The sequence below is a fragment of the Streptomyces sp. NPDC028305 genome, assembly GCF_055569495.1.
In genome coordinates this window covers 1-20,568 of the sequence record NZ_JBVHTN010000013.1, presented here as the reverse complement: position 1 = coordinate 20,568, position 20,568 = coordinate 1, and the positions used below count along the sequence as shown (strand labels likewise).

The following is a 20,568-nucleotide window of genomic DNA, read 5'->3' as shown; positions in this document are numbered from 1 at the left end:
GAGCTAGGCGGGCCGGCGGAAGGTCCACCAGATGATCGCGGCGCCCACCACGGCCGCCGCCGCGCCGACGATGGCCGCGACATGCATGGCGTGGACGAAGCCCTCGTCCGCGAAGTCGGACAGCCTGGGCATGGAGAGCCGGTCGGCGAGCACCCGGGTGGCCTCCGGCGACTCCGCGGCGGCGTCGGCCGCGGCCGGGGACAGGCCGTCCAGCTTCGGGGTGATCTCGTTCCGGTAGACCCCGGCCAGGACGGAGCCGAGGACCGCGACCCCGAGCACCCCGCCGATCTGCCGCATCGAGTTGTTGACGGCGGAACCCGCGCCGGTCCGGTCGGCGGGGAGGACGGCCATGATGGCCTCGGTGGTGGGGGCGACGGCGGCGCCCATGCCCAGGCCCTGGAGGACGAGGAAGACCCAGAACAGCCCGAGGCCGCTGTGCTCGTCGAGGAAGACATAGCCGAAGAAGCCCACCGTGGCGATCAGCATGGCGCAGGTCACCACGGACCGCGCGCCGTGGAGGCGGACCAGCCGGGCCGACAGCGGGGCGCCGAACAGCACACCGAGGGCGACCGGGGCGATGGAGAGGCCGCACTCCAGGGGGGTCTGGCCGTGGACGCCCTGGAGATAGAAGCTCGTGTAGTACATCGAGCCGTTCACCCCGAAGAAGGTCAGCATGACCGCGACGCTCGCGCCGGTGAACCGGAGGTTGCGGAACAACCGGACGTCGAATCCGGGGCTCGACACGCGGAGTTCGACCAGGACGAAGACGACGACCAGGAGCGCCCCGCCGGCCAGCGAGCCGAGGACGGCCGGGCCGGTCCAGTCGTTGCGGTGACCGCCCTCGATCACGCCCCAGACGACGGCGAACAGGCCGGCGGTGGAGAACAGCACGCCGAGCGGGTCGAACTTCTTGCGGACCTTGGCGACCGCACCGGGGAGGTAGACGAACGAGCCCACCGCGCACAGCACCACGATCGGCACGTTCACCAGGAAGATCGCGCCCCACCAGAAGTGGTCCAGGATCGCGCCGCTGATCATCGGGCCGGTGGCGATGGCGATGCCGCTGGAGCCGGACCAGATGGCGATGGCCATGGCGCGGTGCCGCTCGTCGAAGACCTGGGCGATGAGTGCCAGGGTCGCGGGCATGATCAGCGCGCTGCCCAGGCCCATCACGCCGCGGGCGACGATGAGTTCCTCGGCCGAGCGGGCGTAGGCGGCCCACACGGAGGCGGCGCCGAAGATCAGCATGCCGGTCAGCAGCAGCCTGCGGTGGCCGTACCGGTCGGCGAGCACCCCGCCGGTGAACAGCAGCACCGCGAAGATCAGCGTGTAGGAACTGATGCTCCACTGAAGCTGTTTGGGGCTGGCGCCGAGTCCGTCGTCCGGGTCGGCCAACGTCGTGAGCGCGACGTTGAGCACGGTGTTGTCCAGCCACACCGCCAGTTGGGACAGGACGAGCACCGACAGAGCGAGCCATTGGCGGCCGGTCGGCGACCGGGAAGGGTCGGCCGGCGCGGCGGCGGTCGTCGCGGTGTTCTGTGCAGCCATGTGTGCGGCGCCTTTCGGGACCCGGGGGTAGATGGGTCCGCCGTCGTACGGCAAGGGACTCGTGCTGGCTTCAAGCGAAGTTATCAATGGGGGGCCGGGGCCGCAGCCTCTTGAGCACACGGGAAGGCATATCTCGGCCTGAGTGAACCCTGACCGCTGGCATTTTCCTGCCGAAGATTGGCCCTATATACCCTCAGGGGTATGCCTTGCGGTGGGGTGTGGACCCTCGTTACTGTGCCGAAAAAGGAACCGGGGGGTGTCCTTTGAGCCAATTTCGAATTCAACCAGACGACGGTACGCCCATTGAAGGAATTGCGGGGGAAGTGGGCGTGAGGGGGGCGATTCGGGCGGAGCCGCAGACGGGGGCCGACAGCCTCGAAGACACTCTTGGGCAGGCGTTGCGCCTGCTCGAGTCCGCCGTGCATCACCACCGGCGCGCAACGCTCGTCTCCGTGACGGCCGATCTGCCGGTGGACGGCGAGGCCGTGGCCGGGTGGGTGGGCCGGCTGGTGCTGCGGGCCGAACAGGACGTGATCTGGGCGCTGCCCGAGATCGCCTCCGACGAGCACGCCAACCTGACCGCCCAGACGCTCGCCCAGCTCCTGGACAAGGGCGTCAGGGTCAGGCTGCTCTGCCCGCAGCCGGTGATCAGGGGCGCCCGCTGGCACCGGACCATCGGGGAGCTGGGGCCCCGGGTGGACGTGCGGCTGTCCGGCGCGGTGCGCCAGGAACTGGTGGTGGTGGACGGCGCGGCGGTCATCGCCCCCGACGCCGCACCGGGGGAGCCGGGCGGGTCCCGGGCCTCGATGATCCAGAACTCGACCGTGGCCGACATGCTGTACCGGCTGCTGTGCGGCATGTGGGACGCGGCGCAGCGCCCCTCGCGGCCACTGTCCTTCGAGGGCGGGGCGCGGGGACGGGTGCTGCGCGAGGTCCTGATCCTGATGGCCGAGGGGTACAAGGACGACGCGGCGGCCCGGAAACTGGGGCTTTCGGTGCGTACTTACCGGCGCTATGTGGCCGACATCATGCGGGACCTGAGGGTCGAATCCCGATTCCAGGCCGGTGTGTGGGCCGCGCGCGCGGGGCTCATGGAGTCATACCCCGATTGACGGCCCGACTGGCGGCCGACATGGGGACCCGCGGTTCGGTCGCTGGCTCGATCTCGCGGGTTTCATGACGTCCGGTGGTTTGCGGCCGCCTCTAGTGGTGTCCCTAGAACCGCCTCCTTAACTGGCGGCGACTGGCAGCTTGCTGCCGATTAACCGGGCGCAACACCTGTGACCGCGCCGGGCGCGGCAGGTATATGACAGCCGGGGTTACCAATCGGTCACCTGAGACCGGGCGCATGACAGCTAGTGGACTCCGGGGTTGTCGCGGTCTGAACCGGCGCTTAGCGTCATGGGCACGTTCCTCGCTTGCTTTGCCCATGCCCAAAAATGGAGGTGCGCGGTAATGGCCGCCATCGTCGAAGAGCGCCAGGAAACAATCAAGGAAATCGTCACGGATATCCTGGAGATAGACCCGGACGAGGTCACGGAGACCAGCCTCTTCAAGGAAGAGCACGACGCGGATTCGCTGCGGGCCATCGAGATTCTGGCGGCCCTCGAAAAGGAGTTCAACGTCGTCATCCCGCAGGCGCAGCTCAGCCGCATGGTGAACCTCGACGGCGTCTACGAGGTCGTCTCCGAAGCGGCCGGCTGGTAACGGACCCCGTGGCGGACTCAAGCGAAGGCAGGGCGATATGCAGGGTGAGCCGGCCCGCAGGGTCGTGATTACGGGTCTCGGCACGGTGTCCGGCATCGGCGTCGGCACCGCCGAGTTCCTCGCCGGACTGCGGTCAGGGAAGAGCGCCGCGAAGCCGATCACCGCTTTCGACACCGAGGGGTTCGACCACGCCACGGCGTGCGAGATCACCGACTTCGACCCCGGCGAGTGGATCCGGCACCTCGACGTCCGGACCCTCGGCCGGGCCAGCCAGTTCTCTGTGTCGGCGGCGCGGATGGCGGTGGCCGACGCCGGGCTGACCGAGGACGACCTGCGGGACGTCCCCACGCTGATCTCGGTCGGCACCACCGACGGGGAGTCCAGGGACCTCGACCACCTGGTGGAGGTGGAGGTCGACCAGGGGCCCGAGCAGATGGACGGCGTCATCGCCCGGCGCGTCCCGGCGGGCCGGCTCTCCGCCGCGGTCGCCCAGGAGCTGGGGCTCACCCGGGTGGAGGCCGTCACCCTGCCCACCGCCTGCGCGGCGGGCAACTACGCGATCGGGTACGGCTTCGACGCCATACGCGGCGGAGATGTGGACTTCGCCCTGTGCGGCGGCGCCGACGCCCTGTGCCGCAAGACGTTCACCGGTTTCTACCGGCTGGGCACCATCGCCCCCGAGCGCTGCCAGCCTTTCGACAAGGACCGCAAGGGAATCCTCACCGGCGAGGGCGCGGGCATATTGCTGATGGAGAGCCTGGAATCGGCGCTCGCCCGCGGCGCCCGTATCTACGCGGAAGTCCTCGGATACGGCCTCAACTGCGATGCGCACCACCCCGTCGCACCCCACCAGGACAGCGTGGCCCGCTGTATGCGGATCGCCCTGGACAATGCCGAAGTCAAGCCGGAGGAAGTCGACTTCATCTCCGCGCACGGCACCGGCACCAAGGCCAACGACGTGACCGAGGCGCGCGCCATCCGTCAGGTTTTCGGCGAAGATGATCCACCCCGCACCGTGTCCGTCAAGTCGATGGTCGGCCACACCATGGGGGCCGCGAGCGCGCTGGCCGCCATCGCCTGCTCCCTCGCGCTCACCGAGGGCTTCATCCCGCCGACCATCAACCACACCGAGACCGACCCCGAGTGCGGGCTCGATGTCGTGCCGAACCGGGCCATCGACGCCGACGTGAAGATCGTGCAGAACAACGGCCTGGCCTTCGGCGGCAACAACGCGGTCGTGATCTTCGGCAAGCGCGACGCGGACTGGTCATGACTCAGCTGGTGACCGGCGCGGGCGCCGTGGCGAGCGTGGGCGAGGGCGTCGACGAGGTCTTCCGGGCGCTGTGCGCGGGCACCAGCGGACGTGGCGAACTGCGCGGCTTCGACCGGGACCGGTACCGGGCGCGCCACGCGTACGAGATCGACGACCGCCCCGCCGAGGGCGGCGACATCCCCGGCCGCGCCACCGCGTGGCTGCTGCGCGCCGTCGCCGAGGCCGCCGCCCAGGCCGGCCTCGGCGACGACCTGAGCGGGGTTCCGGTCCTGGTCGGCACCGGACTGCGGGAGCTGCGCTCGGCCGAGCTGGCGTGGTGCGAGGGCACCCCCCTCGACCCCGACCGGCTGCACTTCGGCCCCGCGCTGCGCGAGCGCTTCGGCGCGGAGCGCAGCTACACCTTCTCGGGCGCCTGCTCGGCCTCCCTGTACGCGCTCGCCCTGGCCGCCGACCTGCTGGCCACCGGCGCGGAGGACACCGTCGTGGTGGCCGGGGTCGACACCCTCACCGAGTCCATGTTCGGCCTCCTGGACCGGGTGCACGCCGAACCGCCCGAGCGCGTCCAGCCCTTCGACCGCGCGCGGCGCGGGGTGCTGATGGGCGACGGCGCGGCGGCGGTGGTGCTGCGGCGGGAGGAGCCGCAGCGGGGAGAGCCGCAGCGGGAGGGTGTGCCGCGGGGAGGGGCCGCCGGCGCGCCGCTGGGGGTGCTGCGGGCCGTCAGCATGAACTGCGACGCCCGCCATGTCACCGCCCCCGACCCCAGGGGGATCGCCGAGGCCGTGACCGAGGCGCAGTGGCGGGCCGGGGTCAAGCCCGGCGAGATCGACCTGGTCCTGCTGCACGGCACCGGCACCCTGCTCAACGACGAGGCCGAGGCGACGGCCATCGCCGAGGTCTTCGGCCATGACGTCGGGGCGCCCCTGATGACCGCCATCAAGTCCATGACCGGCCATACCTCCGGGAGTTCGGGGCTGCTGAGCCTGATCGTCGCGCTCAAGTCGCTGTCCACCGGCCAGGTGCCGCCGACCCTGGGGCTGACCGACCCCGTGGCCGAGGCGGCGGACTTCCGCTTCGTACGGGAGCGGGTGGAGGGCGCCGAGCTGAACGTCGCGCAGATCGACGCCTTCGGGTTCGGGGGCGTCAACGCGGTGGCGATCGTGGAGCGGGCGGAACCATCTCCCGCATCTCCGGCCGGCGCGGGCGGGAGGACGGGCAGATGACCCCCCGGACGCAGCGGACTTCCCAGGAGGTCGTCGTCACGGGTGTAGGGCTGGCCCTGCCCGGCGCCGACACGCCCCGGGAGCTGCTGCGCCCCGCCGACACGCCCCGCGCGCCGCTCGAGCCGTACGACACGGGCGCCCGCATCGGCCGCCGAGGCCACCGCTACAAGGACCGCGCGACCCAACTGGCGCTGTGCGCCGCGCTCGGCGCGCTGCGCGACGCCGACCTGATCCGCGGCGACGGCGGCGACGGCAGGGAGCTGACCGTGCCGGGCGTGACGGTGGGCGTGGTCGCCAGCTCCAACCTGGGCAACCTGGACACGGCGTGCCTCACCGCCGCCGCCATCGCCAAGGAGTCGGTGGCCGGCCTCAGCCCCATGGGCCTGCCGAACGCCTCCAGCAATGTGATCGCCTCCTGGGCGGCGATCCACTTCGGGCTGCGCGGCCCCAACCTGATGCTGTGCAACGGCGCCACCTCCGGGCTGGACGCCGTCCACTGGGCCGCGACGCTGGTGACCGCCGGGCGGGTGCGCCGCGCGCTGGTGATCGGGGTCGAGACGCGCAACCCCGTGGTGGAGGGGCTGCTGCACGGCTCGTCCGACGGCCTGGCGGACGGCCTGGCGGACAGCTCCGCCGAGGAGCCGCTGCTGGACGGCGCGGCCGCGCTCGTCGTCGAGGGCGCCGCCTGGGCCCGCGACCGCGGCGCCGCGCCCGCGGCCGTCCTGGGCCGCTACGAACGCCGGGCCGAACTCGCCGCGTGTGTAGAGGCGTTGGTGCCGGGGGACCGTACCCCGGGCGTCTGGTTCACCCCCGAGGGCTACGGCACGCCCCGCGACGCGGAAGCCGGGTGCCGGGGCGTCCCCACCCCCCTCCCTGAAACCGTACCCCGCCATGACCTCACCGCCGCCTTCGGCCGCGCTTCCGGCGCGCTCGGCGTGCTCCAGTGCGCCGCCGCGGTCGGCTGGCTGGGCGAGGCCGGGACCGGGGCCGGGGCTGGGGCTGGGGCGGGGGCCGAAGCGCTGGTCACCAGCGGCGACGACGCCGCGGACGCCGTGGCCGCGCTGCTGCTCGGCCCTCCCGGGCGGCCCTCCGCCGACCCCCGGCAGCCCGGCGGAGCCGCCGCGTGAACACCGCGGACGCGCCGGTTCAAGGCGCCGAACCGAGCCGCATGGTGCGGCTGATCCGCCCGGCCGCCACCGAAGACCCCGCCCCGGCCCGGCTGCTGCTGTTGCACGGGCTGGCCGGCGGTGCCTCCGTGTGGGAAGGCTTCGCCGAACTGGCCGACCCGGCCTGGGAGGTGTGGGCGGCCGATCTGCCCTGGAGCGGCTTCTCGCGCCCCGGGTGGCCGGACCGCCCCGTCACGGACTGGGTGGACCGCGCCGTGGCCGGGGTGCCCGGCGGCCCCGATGTGATCGCCGGTCACTCCTTCGGGGCCAACGCGCTGCTCGCCTGGCTCGCCGGGCCCGGACCGCGCAGCGCGCCCCGCCCCGCCGGAGCCGTCCTCGTCTCCCCGTTCTACCGGCCGAGCCGGCACGACTTCGACTGGGCCACGCTGTCGCACTACGTCAACAGCTTCGACCGGATCATCGAAGAGGGCCTGACGGTCAGCGCCGGGCACCGGCTGGCCGCCGACGTACGGCACCAGATGGCGCTCAAGGTCCGCGAACACGTCGGCCCGTACGGCTGGATGCGCTTCTTCGGGATGTATCTGGAGACCCCGCGGCTGCCCGTGGAGCGCCTGCGCACCCCGTTCCTGATCGTCGGCGGGGAGCGGGACGGGGCCGCCCCGGCCGCCGAGGCCGAGGCGCTCGGCCGGTCGCTGCCCCATGCCGACGTGCGCGTCGTCACCGGCGTCGGCCACTTCCCGATGGTCGAGCGCGTGGCCGAGTTCTCGGAAGCGGTCAACGGCTTCCTTCGCACGATCACCGTCCGGCGCCCCCGGCCGGGCGGACCCCGTTTCGTTGACCGTTTCGCTGACGGTTTCCCCCTTGATGTTTCCCCCGATGGAGTACACCTGATGACAGCTGCGGTAGAGCCGACATTGACCAAGGCCCTGCTCGCCGACACCACCACCGTGCGGCTGCGACCCCGCTACGAGGGCTCCAATATCTGCACCTGGATCGGGTTCAAGCACGTCAATTACCTGGTGGAAGAGGCCGTGCTGATCCACTTCGCGCAGAGCGGGGTGCCGGCCCGGCAGCTGTACGAGGAGTACGGCCTCGGCCTGGACGTCGTCGGCCTGGACACCCGCATCCTGCACGCGTTCCACATGGACGACGAGGCCGAGGCCGAGGTGGTGCCGGACACCTCGGCCGAGGACGGCACCCTCGGCTTCCGGGTGACCGTCCGCGTCGACCGGGACGGCTCCACCCTGAAGGCCGTCACCTCCAAGGTGCGGGTCTCGCTGCGCACGGACAGCTATCTGGACCTGCCCACCGAGGCCCCCGCCGAGCTGGCCCGCTTCACCGTCGCGCGGCTCGGCACCCACGAGGGGGCGGCGGAGGAGGCCGGGGCCTGCGTGACGGCGGACGCGGTGCTCGCGGCGGGCGGCGACGAGGCGGCGGTGCTGGGCGCCCTCACCGAGGGCCGCAACGCCTACGCCTGGAAGTGGAACATCACCTACCCCTACTGCCACTTCACCGAGCGGCTCCAGATGTCCGGCTATCTGCGGCTCATGGAAGAGGCCAAGGACCGCTTCGTGCTGGACCGTGGCATCTCCATCAAGACCCTGCTGGACGACCGCAAATGGATCCCGGTCGTGCCGCGCTCCGCCATCCGGATCGTCGACGAGGCGCTGATGGAGGAGGACCTCTACACGGTCTACACCGTGGAGGAGATCTTCAAGGACTTCACCTACACCTCCCGCATGGACTGTTACGTCGTCCGCGACGGCAGGCTCACGCTCACCGCGACCGGCCGGATCGTGCACGGCTACGCGGTGATCGAGAACCGCCGCGACTGGCATCTGGTCCCCTTCGACCAGCGGGTGCTCGGCGCGCTCGCCGGCCAACCCGGAAGCGGCAGCTGATGTCCGGCGGCGCGACCGACGTACTGGTCACCGGGCTGGGCGCGCTGAGCTGTCTGGGCTCGGGCACCGAGGCCCTGTGGCGGGGCATGCACACCGCGCGCAGCGCGCCGACGAAGGTGCCCGACCCGCTGGCGCACATGGACCACCCGCACATGTATCTGGTGCCCGAGGCCGATCTGCCGACGGGGCCCGAGGAGCAGGACGGGCTGCCGCTGGGGCGCGGATCCCAATTCGCCATCGCGGCGGCCCGCGAGGCCGTCGACAGCGCGGGGCTCACCGGCCTGGCCGGGGTGGACCCGCGCCGGGTGGCCGTCTCGATCAGCAGCGGCATGGGCGACTCCGATCTGCACGAGCGGCGGCGGGCCGGCGAGCCCGCGAACCACGACGGCTGGGCGCCCGCGTTCCCGGTGGCCTCGGCCGTCGGCGGATGGCTCGGCGCCCAGGGCCCCAACACCAGCCTCACCAACGCCTGCGCCGCCAGCGGCTACGCGCTGTCCGTCGCCGCCGACCTGATCCGCTCCGGCGAGGCGGACGTGGTCGTCGCGGGCGGCACCGAGGCGTACTCCCGGGTCGCGCTGGCCTGCTTCAACCGGCTGGGCGCGATCGACCCCGAGCGCTGCCGCCCGTTCGCCGCCGACCGGCGCGGCACGATCTTCGGCGAGGGCGCCGCCGTGCTGGTCCTGGAGTCGGCGGCGCATGCGCGCGAGCGGGGCGCGAAGACGGTCTACGCGCGCCTGGCGGGCGCCGGCTGGAGCTGCGACGCCCACCACGCGACCGCCCCCGAGCCCGGCGGCGAACAGATCGAGCGCGCCATGCGCGAGGCCCTGCGGGAGACGGACCCGGCCCTGGAGGCGGCGCCCGGGGCGGGCGGGCTCGGCTTCGTCGTCCCGCACGGCACCGGCACCGAGCTCAACGACGTCGTGGAGGCCCGGGCGCTGGCCGGGGTGCTCGGCGAGGCCGCCCCGCGGACCCCGCTCTACAGCGTCAAGGCGCTCCTCGGCCACACCGGCGGCGCGGCGGGCGCGTTCGCGGCGCTGGCCGCCGTGCTGGTGCTGCACCACAGGACGCTTCCGCCGAACGTGCCCGTGGGCAGGCAGGACCCCGGGTGCGAGGTGCCGCTGCCCACCGAGCCGACCCCCATGACCGCCCCCTACGGTCTGGTCAACGCCTATGCCTTCGGCGGCAACAACGTCTCGCTCGTGCTCCGGGAGGCGGGCGCATGACCGAACTGGTGGTGTCGGGCGTCGGCACGGTGCGCCCCGAGGGGTTCGACTTCAAGACCGCGCTCGGCCCCCGCGGCTACAAGTACCTGCCCACCGCTTCCCAGTACTTCCTCGCCGCCGCCAAGCGGGCCCTGGCCGGGATCGGGCCGGACGCCCTGGACGGTGTGGAAGCCGAGCGCCGCGGCGCCGCGGTCGGCACCAACAGCGCCGCCGCCGCGCTGCACGACGCGATGGACCGTACGGTCATGGAGACCGGCGCCGAGGATCTGAGCCCGGTCACCGCCCCGTACTTCTCCATTAACCTCTTCGGCAGCCGCCTGGCCACCGAGCACGAGCTGAAGGGCTTCAACCTCACCTTCGCCAGCCCCCGGGTCGCCGGTCTGGAAGCCATCGAGAGCGGCCGGCGCGCGCTGGCCGCCGGCCGGGCCCACTGGCTGCTGGCCGGGGCCACCGAGCAGGTGCTGGCCGGGGGCGAGCCGGGGGCGGAGACCTCCGAGGCCGGGGCGGTCGCCCTGGTGCTGGAGCCGGCGGCCGCCGTCGCGGCGCGCGGCGGGCGGGCGTACGGCCGGGTGGCGGTCCGCTCGTTCTTCCTGCCGCCGGCCCTGGCCGCCGCCGGGAGCGGCGCCGAGCGCGCCCGGGCGCTGATCGACGGCGCGCTCCAGGCCCTCGGCCACCGGGGCCTGGGGCCGGATGGCCCGCTTCCGGTCACGGCCGTGCTCGACGGCTCCCCGGTCGGCGAGGCCGTCGCGGCGGCGCTGGGGGAGCGGGCCGAGTACGTGCCCGCGGGCGCCGGCTGTCTGGAGCCGGTGGCGCGGGTCGCCGCCGCCCTGGCGGACGGGACGGGCCCGGCGCGGGTGGTCGTCACCGCGGCGGCGCAGGGGAACGCCGCGGTGTGCCTGGTCACCCCGGGCGACCCCGGAACACAGGCCGGAACACAGGCCGGAACAAGCACCGGAGCACAAACCCGAACACGAGCCGAGACACAAGCCGAAACGACGCGTACCGAAGCACAAGCGGAAGAAGGCGGAGGGTGAGCGGCTGATGATCACATCACTCGAGGGTTCCTGGTGCCTGATCCTGGGCGCCTCCAGCGGTATGGGCCTGGCCACGGCCCAGGAGCTGGCGCGCGAGGGCGTCAACATCCTGGGCGTGCATTTCGACACCGCGGAGGGGCAGGAGAAGGCCGCCGTCGCGGGGGAGGAGTTGCGCGCCCACGGCGTCCAGGCGCACTTCTTCAACGCCAACGCCGCCTCCGCCAGAACCCGGGAAGAACTGCTGCCCAGATTCGCCGAGCTGACCGGCGGATCCGGGATCAGGATCCTGGTGCACTCCCTCGCCTTCGGCACCCTGCTGCCCTTCGTCGCACCCGAGGGCGAGCCCGGTGTGACCTCCCGCCAGATGAACATGACGCTCGACGTCATGGCCCACTCCCTCGTCTACTGGACGCAGGACCTGTTCACCGCGGGCCTGCTGCGCGAGGGCGCGAAGGTGTACGCGATGACCAGCGCGGGCGGCGCGCGCGTCATGCCCAGCTACGGCGCCGTGTCCGCGGCCAAGTCGGCCCTGGAGTCCCACGTCCGCCAGCTCGCCCTGGAGCTCGCCCCCTCCGGCATCGCCGTCAACGCGCTCCGCGCCGGGGTGACGCCGACCCCGTCCATGGAGCGCATCCCGAACAGCGGCCGGCTCGCCGAGTACGCCCGCGGGCTCAATCCGCACCGCAGGCTGACCCGGCCCGAGGACGTCGCCGAAGCCATCTCCCTGCTCTCCCGCACCGACTCCTCCTGGATCACCGGCAATGTGATCGGAGTCGACGGCGGCGAGATCCTGACCTGACCGGCCTGATGTGATCCCGTGGCCCGAGGACCGACGATGACCAGTGCGAAGACCGGCGGCGCCCCGCCGCGGCGGCCGGGCGGCGCCCTGCGCGCCGCCGTGGCGCCGCTGCTGGGCCTCGCCGCCGCGGCCAAGCACGCGTATCAGCTCTACCACCCCCCGCGCCCCGCCGGGCCCGCGCGCACCCCGGCGGACAAGGGGCTGCCCACGCACCACAAGACCGTGGTGGCCTCCTACGACGGCGTCCCGCTGCGGGCGTGGGTGGTGCCGGGCGCGGGGCCGCACACCGTGGTCGTGTGCCACGGCATGGGCCGCACCAAGTCCATGACGCTCGGCCACATCGCACTGCTCCACCGGGCGGGCCACCACGTCGTCGCGTACGACATGCGCAACCACGGGGACAGCGGCGCCGACCGGGCGCTCGGCCGCATGGCGGAGCGCTACATCAGCGATCTGCGGGACGTGCTCTACGCCACCGCCGCCGACCCCCGGCTGCGCGGCGGCGCCATCGCCCTGTACGGCTTCTCCTTCTCGACCTGGCCCGCCCTCCAGGTGGTGCCCCGCTCCCGGGTGCCGGTGGCCGCCGTCATCGCGGACAGCGGCCCGGCGTACGACGTCCCGGCCGGGCTGCGCCACTTCGCGGCGCTGCGCGGGCGGACCATGCGGCGCTGGCTGCGCGGGCCGCTCACGCTCGCCGTCCAGGGGCGCGCCTTCGAGTTCTTCGCGATGCGCATGCTCGGCCTCGCCGACTGGCCGCCGGACCTGTCGGCGTACGACACCCGGCTGATGTTCATCGGCAGCGCGGAGGACACCTTCGTCCGCCCCGAGGCCGTCGAGCGGACCGCCCGCCACTACCCCGGCGCCGAGTACTGGACGGCGGCCGGGGCCCCGCACATGAGGGGGGTGCGGTTCGACGCGGCGGAGTACGAGAAGCGGGTCCTCGGCTTCCTGGCCGAGGCGTTCGACGCGTCCGAGAAGGCCGCGGAGGTGGGTGACCATGACTGACCATCTGCTCGTCGAGAGCGGCGGGCCCGAGTCCGGGGCCCCCTGCGAACGGTTCGTCGGCGACGCCGTACGGCTGCTCCAGGACGGCCACCACGTGGTGCTGTTCCTCGTCGAGAACGGGGTGACCGCCGCGCTGCCCGGCGCCTCGCACGGCGTCGCGGCCTTTCTGCGCGGCGGCGGCGAGCTGTGGGTGGACGGCTTCTCGGCCGCCCAGCGCGCCCTCCCCGCCGAGGACCTGCTGCCCGGATCCCGCCTCGCCGGCATGGACGAGGTGGCGGACCGGCTGCTGGCACCCGGCCTGCGGGCGGTGTGGCACTGATGGCCTGGAAGCCGCCGCCCACCGATGTCCTGCTCCAGCTCCTCGGCGCGCCCCACCAGACCGAACTGGTCAGCTCCGCCCTGCGGCTGACGACCGCGCTGCTCGCCAAGGGCGCCCGGGTCCAGATCTGGGCCTGCGGCGACGCCACCCGGCTCACCTGGACGGGCCTCGGCGACACCAAGCCGCGCAACTACGGCGACTGGGAGCGGGAGTACCCCTCCGCCCTCCGCGTCGTGCGCGAGCTGCTGACCGACCACCCGGACCGGCTGCACTGGTACGTCTGCGCCTTCTGCGCCGAGGAGCGCGGCACCTCCGACCAGATCCCGCAGGTGCGCAGGCGCCCCATGTTCAAGTACGCCGAGCATGTGGCCGTGGCCGGCACATGTCTCTCCCTGGGGGTGCACTGACCATGCCCGAGGCGACAGCGGCGCGCTGGCTGGTGATGATCGAACGGGCCTACCGGGGCGCGGTCGAGCGGCAGTTCGCCGACGTACTGTCCCTGATCACCGAGTTGCACCGGCAGAGCGGCGGCACCGACCTGGCGCTGCGCGGCCTCGCCGTCAGCTACGCCCTCGACACCGACTACGAACCGGCGGTCCGCATCGGCGGCCGCACCCTCGACACCCTCCCCGACCCGCGCGCCACCGTGCGGGACATCGTGGCCGCCGGGGTGGCCGTGCTGGTCGAGGAGCCCGACCTCACCGCGCTCGGCCGCACCGCCGCCGACCGGCTGCTGCCCGGCGTGCGCGTCGTCGAGGGAGGCGGGCTCGCGGCCCGCTGGGCGTCGTACGAACAGGTGTGGTTCCTGTGACCGGGCCCGCGTACGAGACGGGGCCCGCGTACGGACGCGCGCCCGCGCGGGAGACAGCGCCCGCGTACGAGAGCGCGCCCGCCGGCCGCCCGCACACCTCCCCAGCCTCTACCGAAGGAGTACACGGATCCATGGTCTTCGCCACCGCCACCGGCGGCCCGGTCATCTCCGCCTGGGCCGCCGTATCTCCGCTGGGCCTGCACGGCGCGGACTTCGCCACCGGGCTGCGCTCCGGCCGCCGGGCCGGGAAGCCGCTGGACCCCGAGGAGTGGTCCGTGCCCTTCGACGAGGCCTGCCTCGTGCCCGACTTCCACATCAAGCAGATCCTGGGCCGCAAGGGCACCCGCTCCATGGACCGGACCACCGGAATGGCCGTGACCGCCATCGGCCGGCTGCTCACCGACGAGCGCCTGCCCGGCGTGGGCGAGAACACCGGCGTGGCGCTGGGCACCAGCACCGGAAGCGCCCAGTCCATCATGGACTTCACCCGTGACTCCCTGGTCGGCGAGCGGCCCTTCTTCGTGGACCCGGCCAGGTTCCCCAACACCGTCATGAACTGCGCGGCCGGCCAGACCGCCATCTGGCACGGGCTCAAGGGCCCCAACACCACCATCGCGGGCGGCCGCGCCACCGGGCTGCTCACCCTCCAGTACGCGCTGCGGCTCCAGCGCGCCGGGCGGGCCACCACCGTGCTGTGCGGGGCCGTCGAGGAGTTCTCCTCCGCCCGCGCCTGGCTGGAGTGGCACTCCCGCGCCGACGGCGACACCGCCGCCGTGCTCGGCGAGGGCGCGGCGGTGTGGCTGCTGGAGCCGGAGGGGTCCGCGCGCGAGCACGGCCGGGGCGGTCTGGTCGAGGTCGCGGGGCTGGAGTTCGGCTTCGCCGCGGACCCCGGGGGCGGCACCGGGCGGGCCCGCACGGTGCTCGCCGACGTGGTGCGGCGGCTGCTCGACCGTACGGGCGCGGAGCCCGGCCGGATCTGGGCCGTCGCCGACTCGCAGGCCCCGGGCGCGGAGGGGGAGGCGGAGCGCGCCGCCCTCGCGGACGTGCTCGGCGGCCATGAGCCGCTGCGCGTCTCGGCCGCCGACTCCATCGGCGACACCTACGCCGCCTCGGCGGCCTTCCAGATCGCCGCCGTGCTCGCGCTCGCCGAGCGTCCGGACACCGCCCCCGGCAGCCTGGCCCTGATCACCTCGGTCGACCGGGACGGCGTGGTCGGCGCGGCCCTGCTGCGGACCCGGCCGCAGGCGACCACGTGACCGCGTGCGCGACCACCCCGAGGAGCTGGTTGAGATGACGGACGACGCGCCAGAGGTGCGCACCGCCCTGGTCTTCCCGGGCCAGGGCGCCCAGAAGCAGGGCATGGGCGAGGCATGGCGGGAGACCGGGTCCTGGTCGCTGGTGGCCGGGATCTCCGAGCACACCGGGGTCGACGTCGAGGACCTGCTGCTGAAGGCCGACGACGAGACGCTGCGCCGCACCGACCTGGCCCAGATCGCCGTGTTCACCACCGAGGTCCTCGCCCACCGCGAGGCGGCCGCCGCCGGCGTACTGGGCGAGGTGGTCGCGTGCGCGGGGCACAGCCTGGGCGAGTACACCGCGCTGTACGCGGCGGGGGCGCTGCCGCTCGCCGACACCGCGCGCCTGGTCGCCGCCCGTGGCCGGGCCATGCGCGGGTGCGCCGAACGCTCGCCCGGCACCATGGCCGCGGTGGTCCGGCTCGACGCGGAGACCGTGGAGGGGCTGGCCGAGGCGGTCCGGGAGGCGGGCGAGGAGCTGTGGGTCGCCAACACCAACGCGCCCGGCGCCATCGTCGTCTCGGGCACCGCCGACGGAGTGGCCCGGCTCGGCGAATCGGCCGTCGAGAGCGGTGGCAAGGTGATCCCGCTCGCGGTCGGCGGCGCCTTCCACAGCCCGCGCATGGCGGCCGCGGCGGCCGAGCTCGAGGCGGCGCTGGCCGCCGTGGAGTTCGCCGCCGAGCACATGCCCGTCGTGGCCAACGTGGACGCCCGCCCGCACACCGGCGGCGACACATGGCGCGACCTGGAGCTGCGCCAGCTCACCAGCCCCGTCCGCTGGGAGCAGAGCGTACGGACCCTGGCCGGCGAGCTCGGCTGCACCCGGTTCGTGGAGCTCGGCCCCGGCCGCCAGCTGACCGGGATGATCCGCCGCATCGCCAAGGGCGCGGCGACCGTCGCGGTCGACTCGTCCGCCGCCCTGGCCAAACTGACCCACACCCCCGACCCCGGCTGAACCCAACCCCCCTTGAGAAGCGCGAGGAGAACCCGCATGGCCGACACCGCCGCCGCCCTGGACCTGGAGGAGCTGCGCGCCTTCGTCGCCGACGTCCTCGATGTGGAGGAGGAAGACGTCACCGACGACGCCGACTTCGTGAAGGAGCTGGGCGTCGACTCGCTCATGGCCCTGGAGGTCATGGTCGTCCTGGAGAAGAAGTACTCGGTGAAGCTGAAGGAGCAGGAGATGAAGGAGATCACCTGTCTTCGGAAGGTCTATGACCTGCTCGCCTCGAAGCTGGAGAAGTGAGGTGCCGACCACAAGAACATGCGGACCGGTCGACGGCACGGTGGAGGTCGTCGACCCCGGGGCCCCGGGCGGCCGCCCGGCCCGGACCACGGTCCTCATCGACCCGGCGGAGCGGGTGTTCGCCGGGCACTTCCCCGGATTCCCCGTCTTCCCCGGGGTGTGCGTCGTCGAGTACGCCCACCGCGGCGCGCTGGCCACGCTGCCTGAGCCGGGCGAGCGCTGGACCCTGCTGGCCGTCGAGTCGTCCCGGTTCACCAGCCCGGTGTTCCCCGGCGACCGGCTGAGCTGCGACATCACCTGGGCACGGGACACCGGGTCCCGGGACACCGGGGCGCGGGACGCCGGGGCCTGGCGCTGCCGGGTGGCCGTGGCCACCGGGCGGGGGCCCGTCGCGCTCGTCCGGCTGCGCTACGCCCGCGATGGCGGGCGCTGCGCGCAGCGGGAGGCCCCGCAGGCCGACGGCGCCGCCTCCTTAGCCGGGGATCCGGCGCCGCACCGTACGGTGATCACGGCCGGTGAGATCAAGCGGGTGCTGCCGCACCGCTACCCCATGCTGCTGATCGACCGGGTCACCGAGCTGGTGCCCGGCGAGCGCGCCACCGGCCTGAAGGCGGTGACCTGCAACGAGCCCTGGTACGAGGGAATCCCCGACAAGGCCGCCGACGCCGCCGAGGCGGACTACCACTACCCGTGGACGGCCCTGATCGAGTCCTGGTGCCATGTCGCCGGGGTGCTGGTCGCCCACGACAGGCCCAATCCGGATGTGCTCAGCGGACAGGTCATGCTGCTCGGCGGCATCACCGACGCCACGCCGCTGCGCCCCGCCGTCCCCGGCGATCTCGTCGAGCACCGCGTACGGCTGACCCGCCAGGTCGGCGAGACCTTCATGTTCGAGGGCGAGAGCCGGGTCGGGGACGAGACCGCCCTGACGGTCGGCCGGCTGGTGATGACGATGCGCCCCGCCGCGGACCTGACGGACGCGGCCCCCAAGGGAGGTGAGTGACCGGATGCCCCACACGAACGGGACCGAGCCCATGACCAAGCGTGTCGCGCTGGTCTCCGGCGGCTCGCGCGGCATCGGCCGCGCCACCGTGCTGAGGCTGGCCCGGGACGGCTTCGACGTCGCGTTCTGCTACCGGTCCAGCCCGGACGCGGCCCGCACGCTGGAGAAGGAGGCCGAGGAGCTGGGCGGCGGGCGGGTGATCGGCAAACAGGCGGACGTCTCCGACGCCGACTCGGTGCGCGAGCTGGTGGCCTTCGCCCAGGAGCGGCTCGGCGCCATCGATGTGGCGGTGACCTCGGCGGGCATCACGCAGGACAATCCGCTGCTGCTGATGAAGGACGAGGAGTGGCGGGCGGTGCTCGGCGTCAACCTGGACGGCACGTACCACGTGTGCCGCTCGGTGGTCTTCGAGATGATGAAGCGCAAGTCCGGCTGCATCGTCAACATCTCCTCGGTGGCCGGGGTCCACGGCAACGCCACCCAGAGCAACTACGCGGCGTCCAAGGCGGGGATCATCGGATTCACCAAGTCGCTCGCCAAAGAGGTCGGCCGCTACGGCATCCGGGCCAATGTGGTGGCGCCGGGCTTCATCGATACGGATATGACCTCCTCGCTGTCGGAAAGTACGCAGAAGGAGGCGCGCAGGAGCATCCCGCTCGGCCGCTTCGGCCGCCCGGAGGAGGTCGCCGACATGGTGGCGTACCTGATCGGGGCGGAGTACGTGACGGGCGCGGTCTTCGAGGTCGACGGCGGCATCGTCATCTGAGCCGTCCGGAAGGAGAGGGAGGGGGGATGGCGATGGTCCGCGAACGCCGCAAGAGCAAGGCGCCGCGCTTCTATTTCAATTTCCGCAGTCCGTACAGCTGGATCGCCTACCGTGATCTGATGGACCGCTATCCGGATGTCGCACAAGCGGTGCAGTGGCACCCTTGGTGGGAGCCGGACGCGGACGGCGAGCGCCTGATGAACGAGCACGGCGAGACGTTCCCGTACACCCCGATGTCCCGGGAGAAGCACCTCTACATCCTCCAGGACGTACGGCGGCTCGCCCGCGCCCGCGGCCTCGACGTCAGCTGGCCGCTGGACGAGGACCCGGTGTGGGAGGTGCCGCACCTCGCGTACTTCCCGGCTCTGGAGGCCGGGCTCGGCCCCCGGTACATCGAGCTCGTCTACCGGGCCCGCTGGCAGGAGGGCCGCGACATCTGCGACCCGGCGACGGTCGCGGGCATCGCCGAGGAGCTGGGGCTGCCGGCCGACCGGCTGGCGCGGGCGGCCGAGGACCGGCAGCTGCGCGAGGGGCCGGGGCTCGCGGCGCTGCTCGCGCTGGGCCGGGACGGGGCGTTCGGCGTGCCGTTCTTCCTCCACGGCTACGACAAGTTCTGGGGGGTGGACCGGCTGCCCGCCTTCGTCGAGTCCGTCCGCGCCCGCCCGCCCGAGCCCGGCGCGGACTCCGCCGGCCACCGCTGGGCGGTGCCCCCTGCCGCGGCCCGCTCCGGCGACCAGGGCCATGCCGGGGGCTGCGGCTGACCCCGAGCCGCAGCCCGACCTGTTCCACTCCTGTTCGACCCGCCCGACCCGACCGAGACGACCGAGACGAGACCGCTCTGACTCCCGACGGACCCCCCATCCCCGCACGGAGGACGCTGATGTCCGAGCCACGGCAGACGCCGGTACGGAATCCCGCGCTGAAGTCCCGCGTCGTGTCGGCCGCGGCGCTGCCGCTGGCCCCGCTGTACGGGGCCTCGCTCGCCTATCGGGCCTTCCACCCGCGCCGCCGGGCACAGCACGGGCATCCGAGCGACTATGGCCTGCCCGTCACGGAGCTGAAGATCCCCTTCACCGGCCGGAAGTACGTCCACGCCTGGCTGTGCCCCGGGTCCGGGCAGAAGGTCGTGGTCCTCGGGCACAGCATGGGGATGAGCAAGACGCGCAGCCTCGGGCACGCCAAGTTCCTGCACGACGCGGGCTACACCGTCTGTCTGTTCGACCACCGCAACCACGGGGCCAGCAGCGTCGACCGGGCGCTGCTCGGCCTCGGCGACCGGTTCGCCAGCGATGTCACGGCCGTCGTCTCCCATCTGCGCGGCGGCCAGGGCTACGGCCGGGCCCGAATAGCCGTCTACGGCTTCTCCTTCTCCTGCTTCTCGTCCATGTGGGCGCTGACGCACGAGGGCTTCTCCGTGGACGCGCTGGTGTGCGACAGCGGCCCCGGCCATGACGTACCGCCGCTGCTGCGCAAGTACCTGGAGGCCGGGATGCTGCCCGTGCCGCGGCTGCTGAGCGGGGAGCCGTCCCTGTCGGTGGTGACGGGGGTGCTGTGCTCGCTGGCCCCCGCCCTGGTGCGGGCGCAGTGGCCGCCGCCCGCGACGGGGAAGTTCGCCGAGATACCGCTGCTGTTCATGTCGGGAGAGCGGGACGCCATCGTGCCGCCCTCCTCGGTGGACGCGCTCGCCGAGCGTTATGCCCAGGCCGAGACGCATGTCCTGCCCAAGGCCGAGCATCTGCTCGGGCTGGAGACCAATCCCGAGGCATACGCGAAGGTCGTACTGGATTTCCTCAAGCGGGCCCTGGGGTAGCCACCGACCGTCCCTGACGGACGGTTCTTCTGACAGAGGGATGAGAGAGCATGCAGAAGGTGCTCATCGCCAATCGTGGCGAAATCGCGGTCCGGGTTGCCCGTGCCTGTCGGGACGCGGGGATCGCGAGTGTTGCGGTCTACGCCGATCCGGACCGGGACGCGGTACATGTGCGCGCGGCCGACGAAGCGTACGCGCTGGGCGGTGACACCCCCGCCGCCAGCTATCTCGACCAGGCCAAGGTCCTGGCCGCCGCCGCCGAGTCCGGCGCGGACGCCATCCACCCCGGCTACGGCTTCCTCTCCGAGAACGCCGAGTTCGCCCAGGCCGTCCTCGACGCCGGCCTGACCTGGATCGGCCCCCCGCCCGCCGCGATCCGCGACCTCGGCGACAAGGTCGCCGCCCGCCACATCGCCCAGCGCGCCGGAGCCCCCCTGGTCGCCGGCACCCCCGACCCCGTCTCCGGCGCCGACGAAGTCCT

Annotated in this window: 22 protein-coding genes and 1 pseudogene; 22 read left to right on the top strand and 1 reads right to left on the bottom strand. The window is 73.0% G+C overall.

All coding sequences use genetic code 11. The features are described from left to right. Positions 1-3 precede the first annotated feature (3 nt). Positions 4-1,548 carry an MFS transporter gene (locus ACZ4WQ_RS43230; protein ID WP_361188010.1) on the bottom strand — a complete coding sequence of 515 codons (1,545 nt, stop codon included), beginning with the start codon at positions 1,546-1,548 and terminating at the stop codon, positions 4-6. Positions 1,549-2,000: 452 nt separating this feature from the next. Between ACZ4WQ_RS43230 and ACZ4WQ_RS43225 the strand changes: the two genes are divergently transcribed. The 22 genes and pseudogenes from ACZ4WQ_RS43225 to ACZ4WQ_RS43120 all read left to right on the top strand — a co-directional run. After that, positions 2,001-2,660, top strand: a complete 660-nt coding sequence (locus ACZ4WQ_RS43225) for a helix-turn-helix transcriptional regulator (protein WP_361188012.1) — start codon at positions 2,001-2,003, stop codon at positions 2,658-2,660. A 343-nt stretch (positions 2,661-3,003) separates the two neighbouring features. Further along, the gene (locus ACZ4WQ_RS43220) at positions 3,004-3,255 is read left to right on the top strand and encodes an acyl carrier protein (RefSeq protein ID WP_311727250.1); all 252 of its coding nucleotides are present in this window, start codon (positions 3,004-3,006) and stop codon (positions 3,253-3,255) included. A 37-nt stretch (positions 3,256-3,292) separates the two neighbouring features. Then, positions 3,293-4,528: a beta-ketoacyl-[acyl-carrier-protein] synthase family protein gene (locus ACZ4WQ_RS43215; RefSeq protein ID WP_352134299.1), complete on the top strand. Its 1,236-nt coding sequence runs from the start codon at positions 3,293-3,295 to the stop codon at positions 4,526-4,528. After that, positions 4,525-5,748 (top strand): beta-ketoacyl synthase N-terminal-like domain-containing protein, encoded by a 1,224-nt coding sequence (locus tag ACZ4WQ_RS43210; protein WP_468022845.1) that lies wholly within the window; start codon positions 4,525-4,527, stop codon positions 5,746-5,748. Before ACZ4WQ_RS43215 ends, ACZ4WQ_RS43210 begins: the two co-directional genes overlap by 4 nt. Then, positions 5,745-6,875: a beta-ketoacyl synthase N-terminal-like domain-containing protein gene (locus tag ACZ4WQ_RS43205; RefSeq protein WP_468022844.1), complete on the top strand. Its 1,131-nt coding sequence runs from the start codon at positions 5,745-5,747 to the stop codon at positions 6,873-6,875. The genes ACZ4WQ_RS43210 and ACZ4WQ_RS43205 overlap by 4 nt, the downstream gene beginning before the upstream one ends. A gap of 41 nt (positions 6,876-6,916) precedes the next feature. Next, positions 6,917-7,582, top strand: a pseudogene (locus tag ACZ4WQ_RS43200) (alpha/beta fold hydrolase); the annotation flags it as partial. 183 nt (positions 7,583-7,765) lie between these two features. Further along, positions 7,766-8,776: a hypothetical protein gene (locus ACZ4WQ_RS43195; RefSeq protein ID WP_468022886.1), complete on the top strand. Its 1,011-nt coding sequence runs from the start codon at positions 7,766-7,768 to the stop codon at positions 8,774-8,776. Then, the gene (locus tag ACZ4WQ_RS43190) at positions 8,776-9,999 is read left to right on the top strand and encodes a beta-ketoacyl-[acyl-carrier-protein] synthase family protein (RefSeq protein ID WP_385340414.1); all 1,224 of its coding nucleotides are present in this window, start codon (positions 8,776-8,778) and stop codon (positions 9,997-9,999) included. Before ACZ4WQ_RS43195 ends, ACZ4WQ_RS43190 begins: the two co-directional genes overlap by 1 nt. Continuing rightward, positions 9,996-11,033 carry a beta-ketoacyl synthase N-terminal-like domain-containing protein gene (locus tag ACZ4WQ_RS43185; RefSeq protein WP_468022843.1) on the top strand — a complete coding sequence of 346 codons (1,038 nt, stop codon included), beginning with the start codon at positions 9,996-9,998 and terminating at the stop codon, positions 11,031-11,033. Before ACZ4WQ_RS43190 ends, ACZ4WQ_RS43185 begins: the two co-directional genes overlap by 4 nt. Before the next feature lie 7 nt (positions 11,034-11,040). Next, positions 11,041-11,832, top strand: coding sequence for an SDR family oxidoreductase (locus ACZ4WQ_RS43180; protein WP_311727243.1), 792 nt, complete (start codon positions 11,041-11,043; stop codon positions 11,830-11,832). A 36-nt stretch (positions 11,833-11,868) separates the two neighbouring features. Next, positions 11,869-12,837 (top strand): alpha/beta hydrolase, encoded by a 969-nt coding sequence (locus tag ACZ4WQ_RS43175; protein ID WP_468022842.1) that lies wholly within the window; start codon positions 11,869-11,871, stop codon positions 12,835-12,837. Next, positions 12,830-13,156 carry a hypothetical protein gene (locus tag ACZ4WQ_RS43170; protein ID WP_352134306.1) on the top strand — a complete coding sequence of 109 codons (327 nt, stop codon included), beginning with the start codon at positions 12,830-12,832 and terminating at the stop codon, positions 13,154-13,156. Before ACZ4WQ_RS43175 ends, ACZ4WQ_RS43170 begins: the two co-directional genes overlap by 8 nt. After that, positions 13,156-13,563: a hypothetical protein gene (locus ACZ4WQ_RS43165; protein ID WP_352134307.1), complete on the top strand. Its 408-nt coding sequence runs from the start codon at positions 13,156-13,158 to the stop codon at positions 13,561-13,563. The genes ACZ4WQ_RS43170 and ACZ4WQ_RS43165 overlap by 1 nt, the downstream gene beginning before the upstream one ends. A 2-nt stretch (positions 13,564-13,565) precedes the next feature. Further along, positions 13,566-13,967: a hypothetical protein gene (locus tag ACZ4WQ_RS43160; RefSeq protein ID WP_352134308.1), complete on the top strand. Its 402-nt coding sequence runs from the start codon at positions 13,566-13,568 to the stop codon at positions 13,965-13,967. Positions 13,968-14,098: 131 nt separating this feature from the next. Then, complete coding sequence (locus ACZ4WQ_RS43155; protein WP_468022841.1) at positions 14,099-15,223, top strand: beta-ketoacyl synthase N-terminal-like domain-containing protein; 1,125 nt, start codon at positions 14,099-14,101, stop codon at positions 15,221-15,223. A 34-nt stretch (positions 15,224-15,257) separates the two neighbouring features. Next, positions 15,258-16,217, top strand: a complete 960-nt coding sequence (locus tag ACZ4WQ_RS43150) for an ACP S-malonyltransferase (protein ID WP_468022840.1) — start codon at positions 15,258-15,260, stop codon at positions 16,215-16,217. A 36-nt stretch (positions 16,218-16,253) separates the two neighbouring features. After that, complete coding sequence (locus ACZ4WQ_RS43145; protein ID WP_311727235.1) at positions 16,254-16,508, top strand: acyl carrier protein; 255 nt, start codon at positions 16,254-16,256, stop codon at positions 16,506-16,508. Position 16,509: 1 nt separating this feature from the next. Further along, positions 16,510-17,511, top strand: coding sequence for a 3-hydroxyacyl-ACP dehydratase FabZ family protein (locus tag ACZ4WQ_RS43140; protein ID WP_352134311.1), 1,002 nt, complete (start codon positions 16,510-16,512; stop codon positions 17,509-17,511). A gap of 31 nt (positions 17,512-17,542) precedes the next feature. Beyond that, positions 17,543-18,277, top strand: coding sequence for a 3-oxoacyl-[acyl-carrier-protein] reductase (gene fabG, locus ACZ4WQ_RS43135; RefSeq protein ID WP_468022839.1), 735 nt, complete (start codon positions 17,543-17,545; stop codon positions 18,275-18,277). A gap of 26 nt (positions 18,278-18,303) precedes the next feature. After that, entirely contained in the window at positions 18,304-19,038 is a 735-nt protein-coding gene (locus ACZ4WQ_RS43130) for a 2-hydroxychromene-2-carboxylate isomerase (RefSeq protein ID WP_361194108.1), read from the top strand. A gap of 119 nt (positions 19,039-19,157) precedes the next feature. Beyond that, complete coding sequence (locus ACZ4WQ_RS43125) at positions 19,158-20,087, top strand: alpha/beta hydrolase (RefSeq protein ID WP_361194111.1); 930 nt, start codon at positions 19,158-19,160, stop codon at positions 20,085-20,087. Between the two features lie 50 nt (positions 20,088-20,137). Continuing rightward, the coding region (locus tag ACZ4WQ_RS43120; RefSeq protein WP_468022838.1) for a biotin carboxylase N-terminal domain-containing protein at positions 20,138-20,568 on the top strand (431 nt) is incomplete at its 3' end.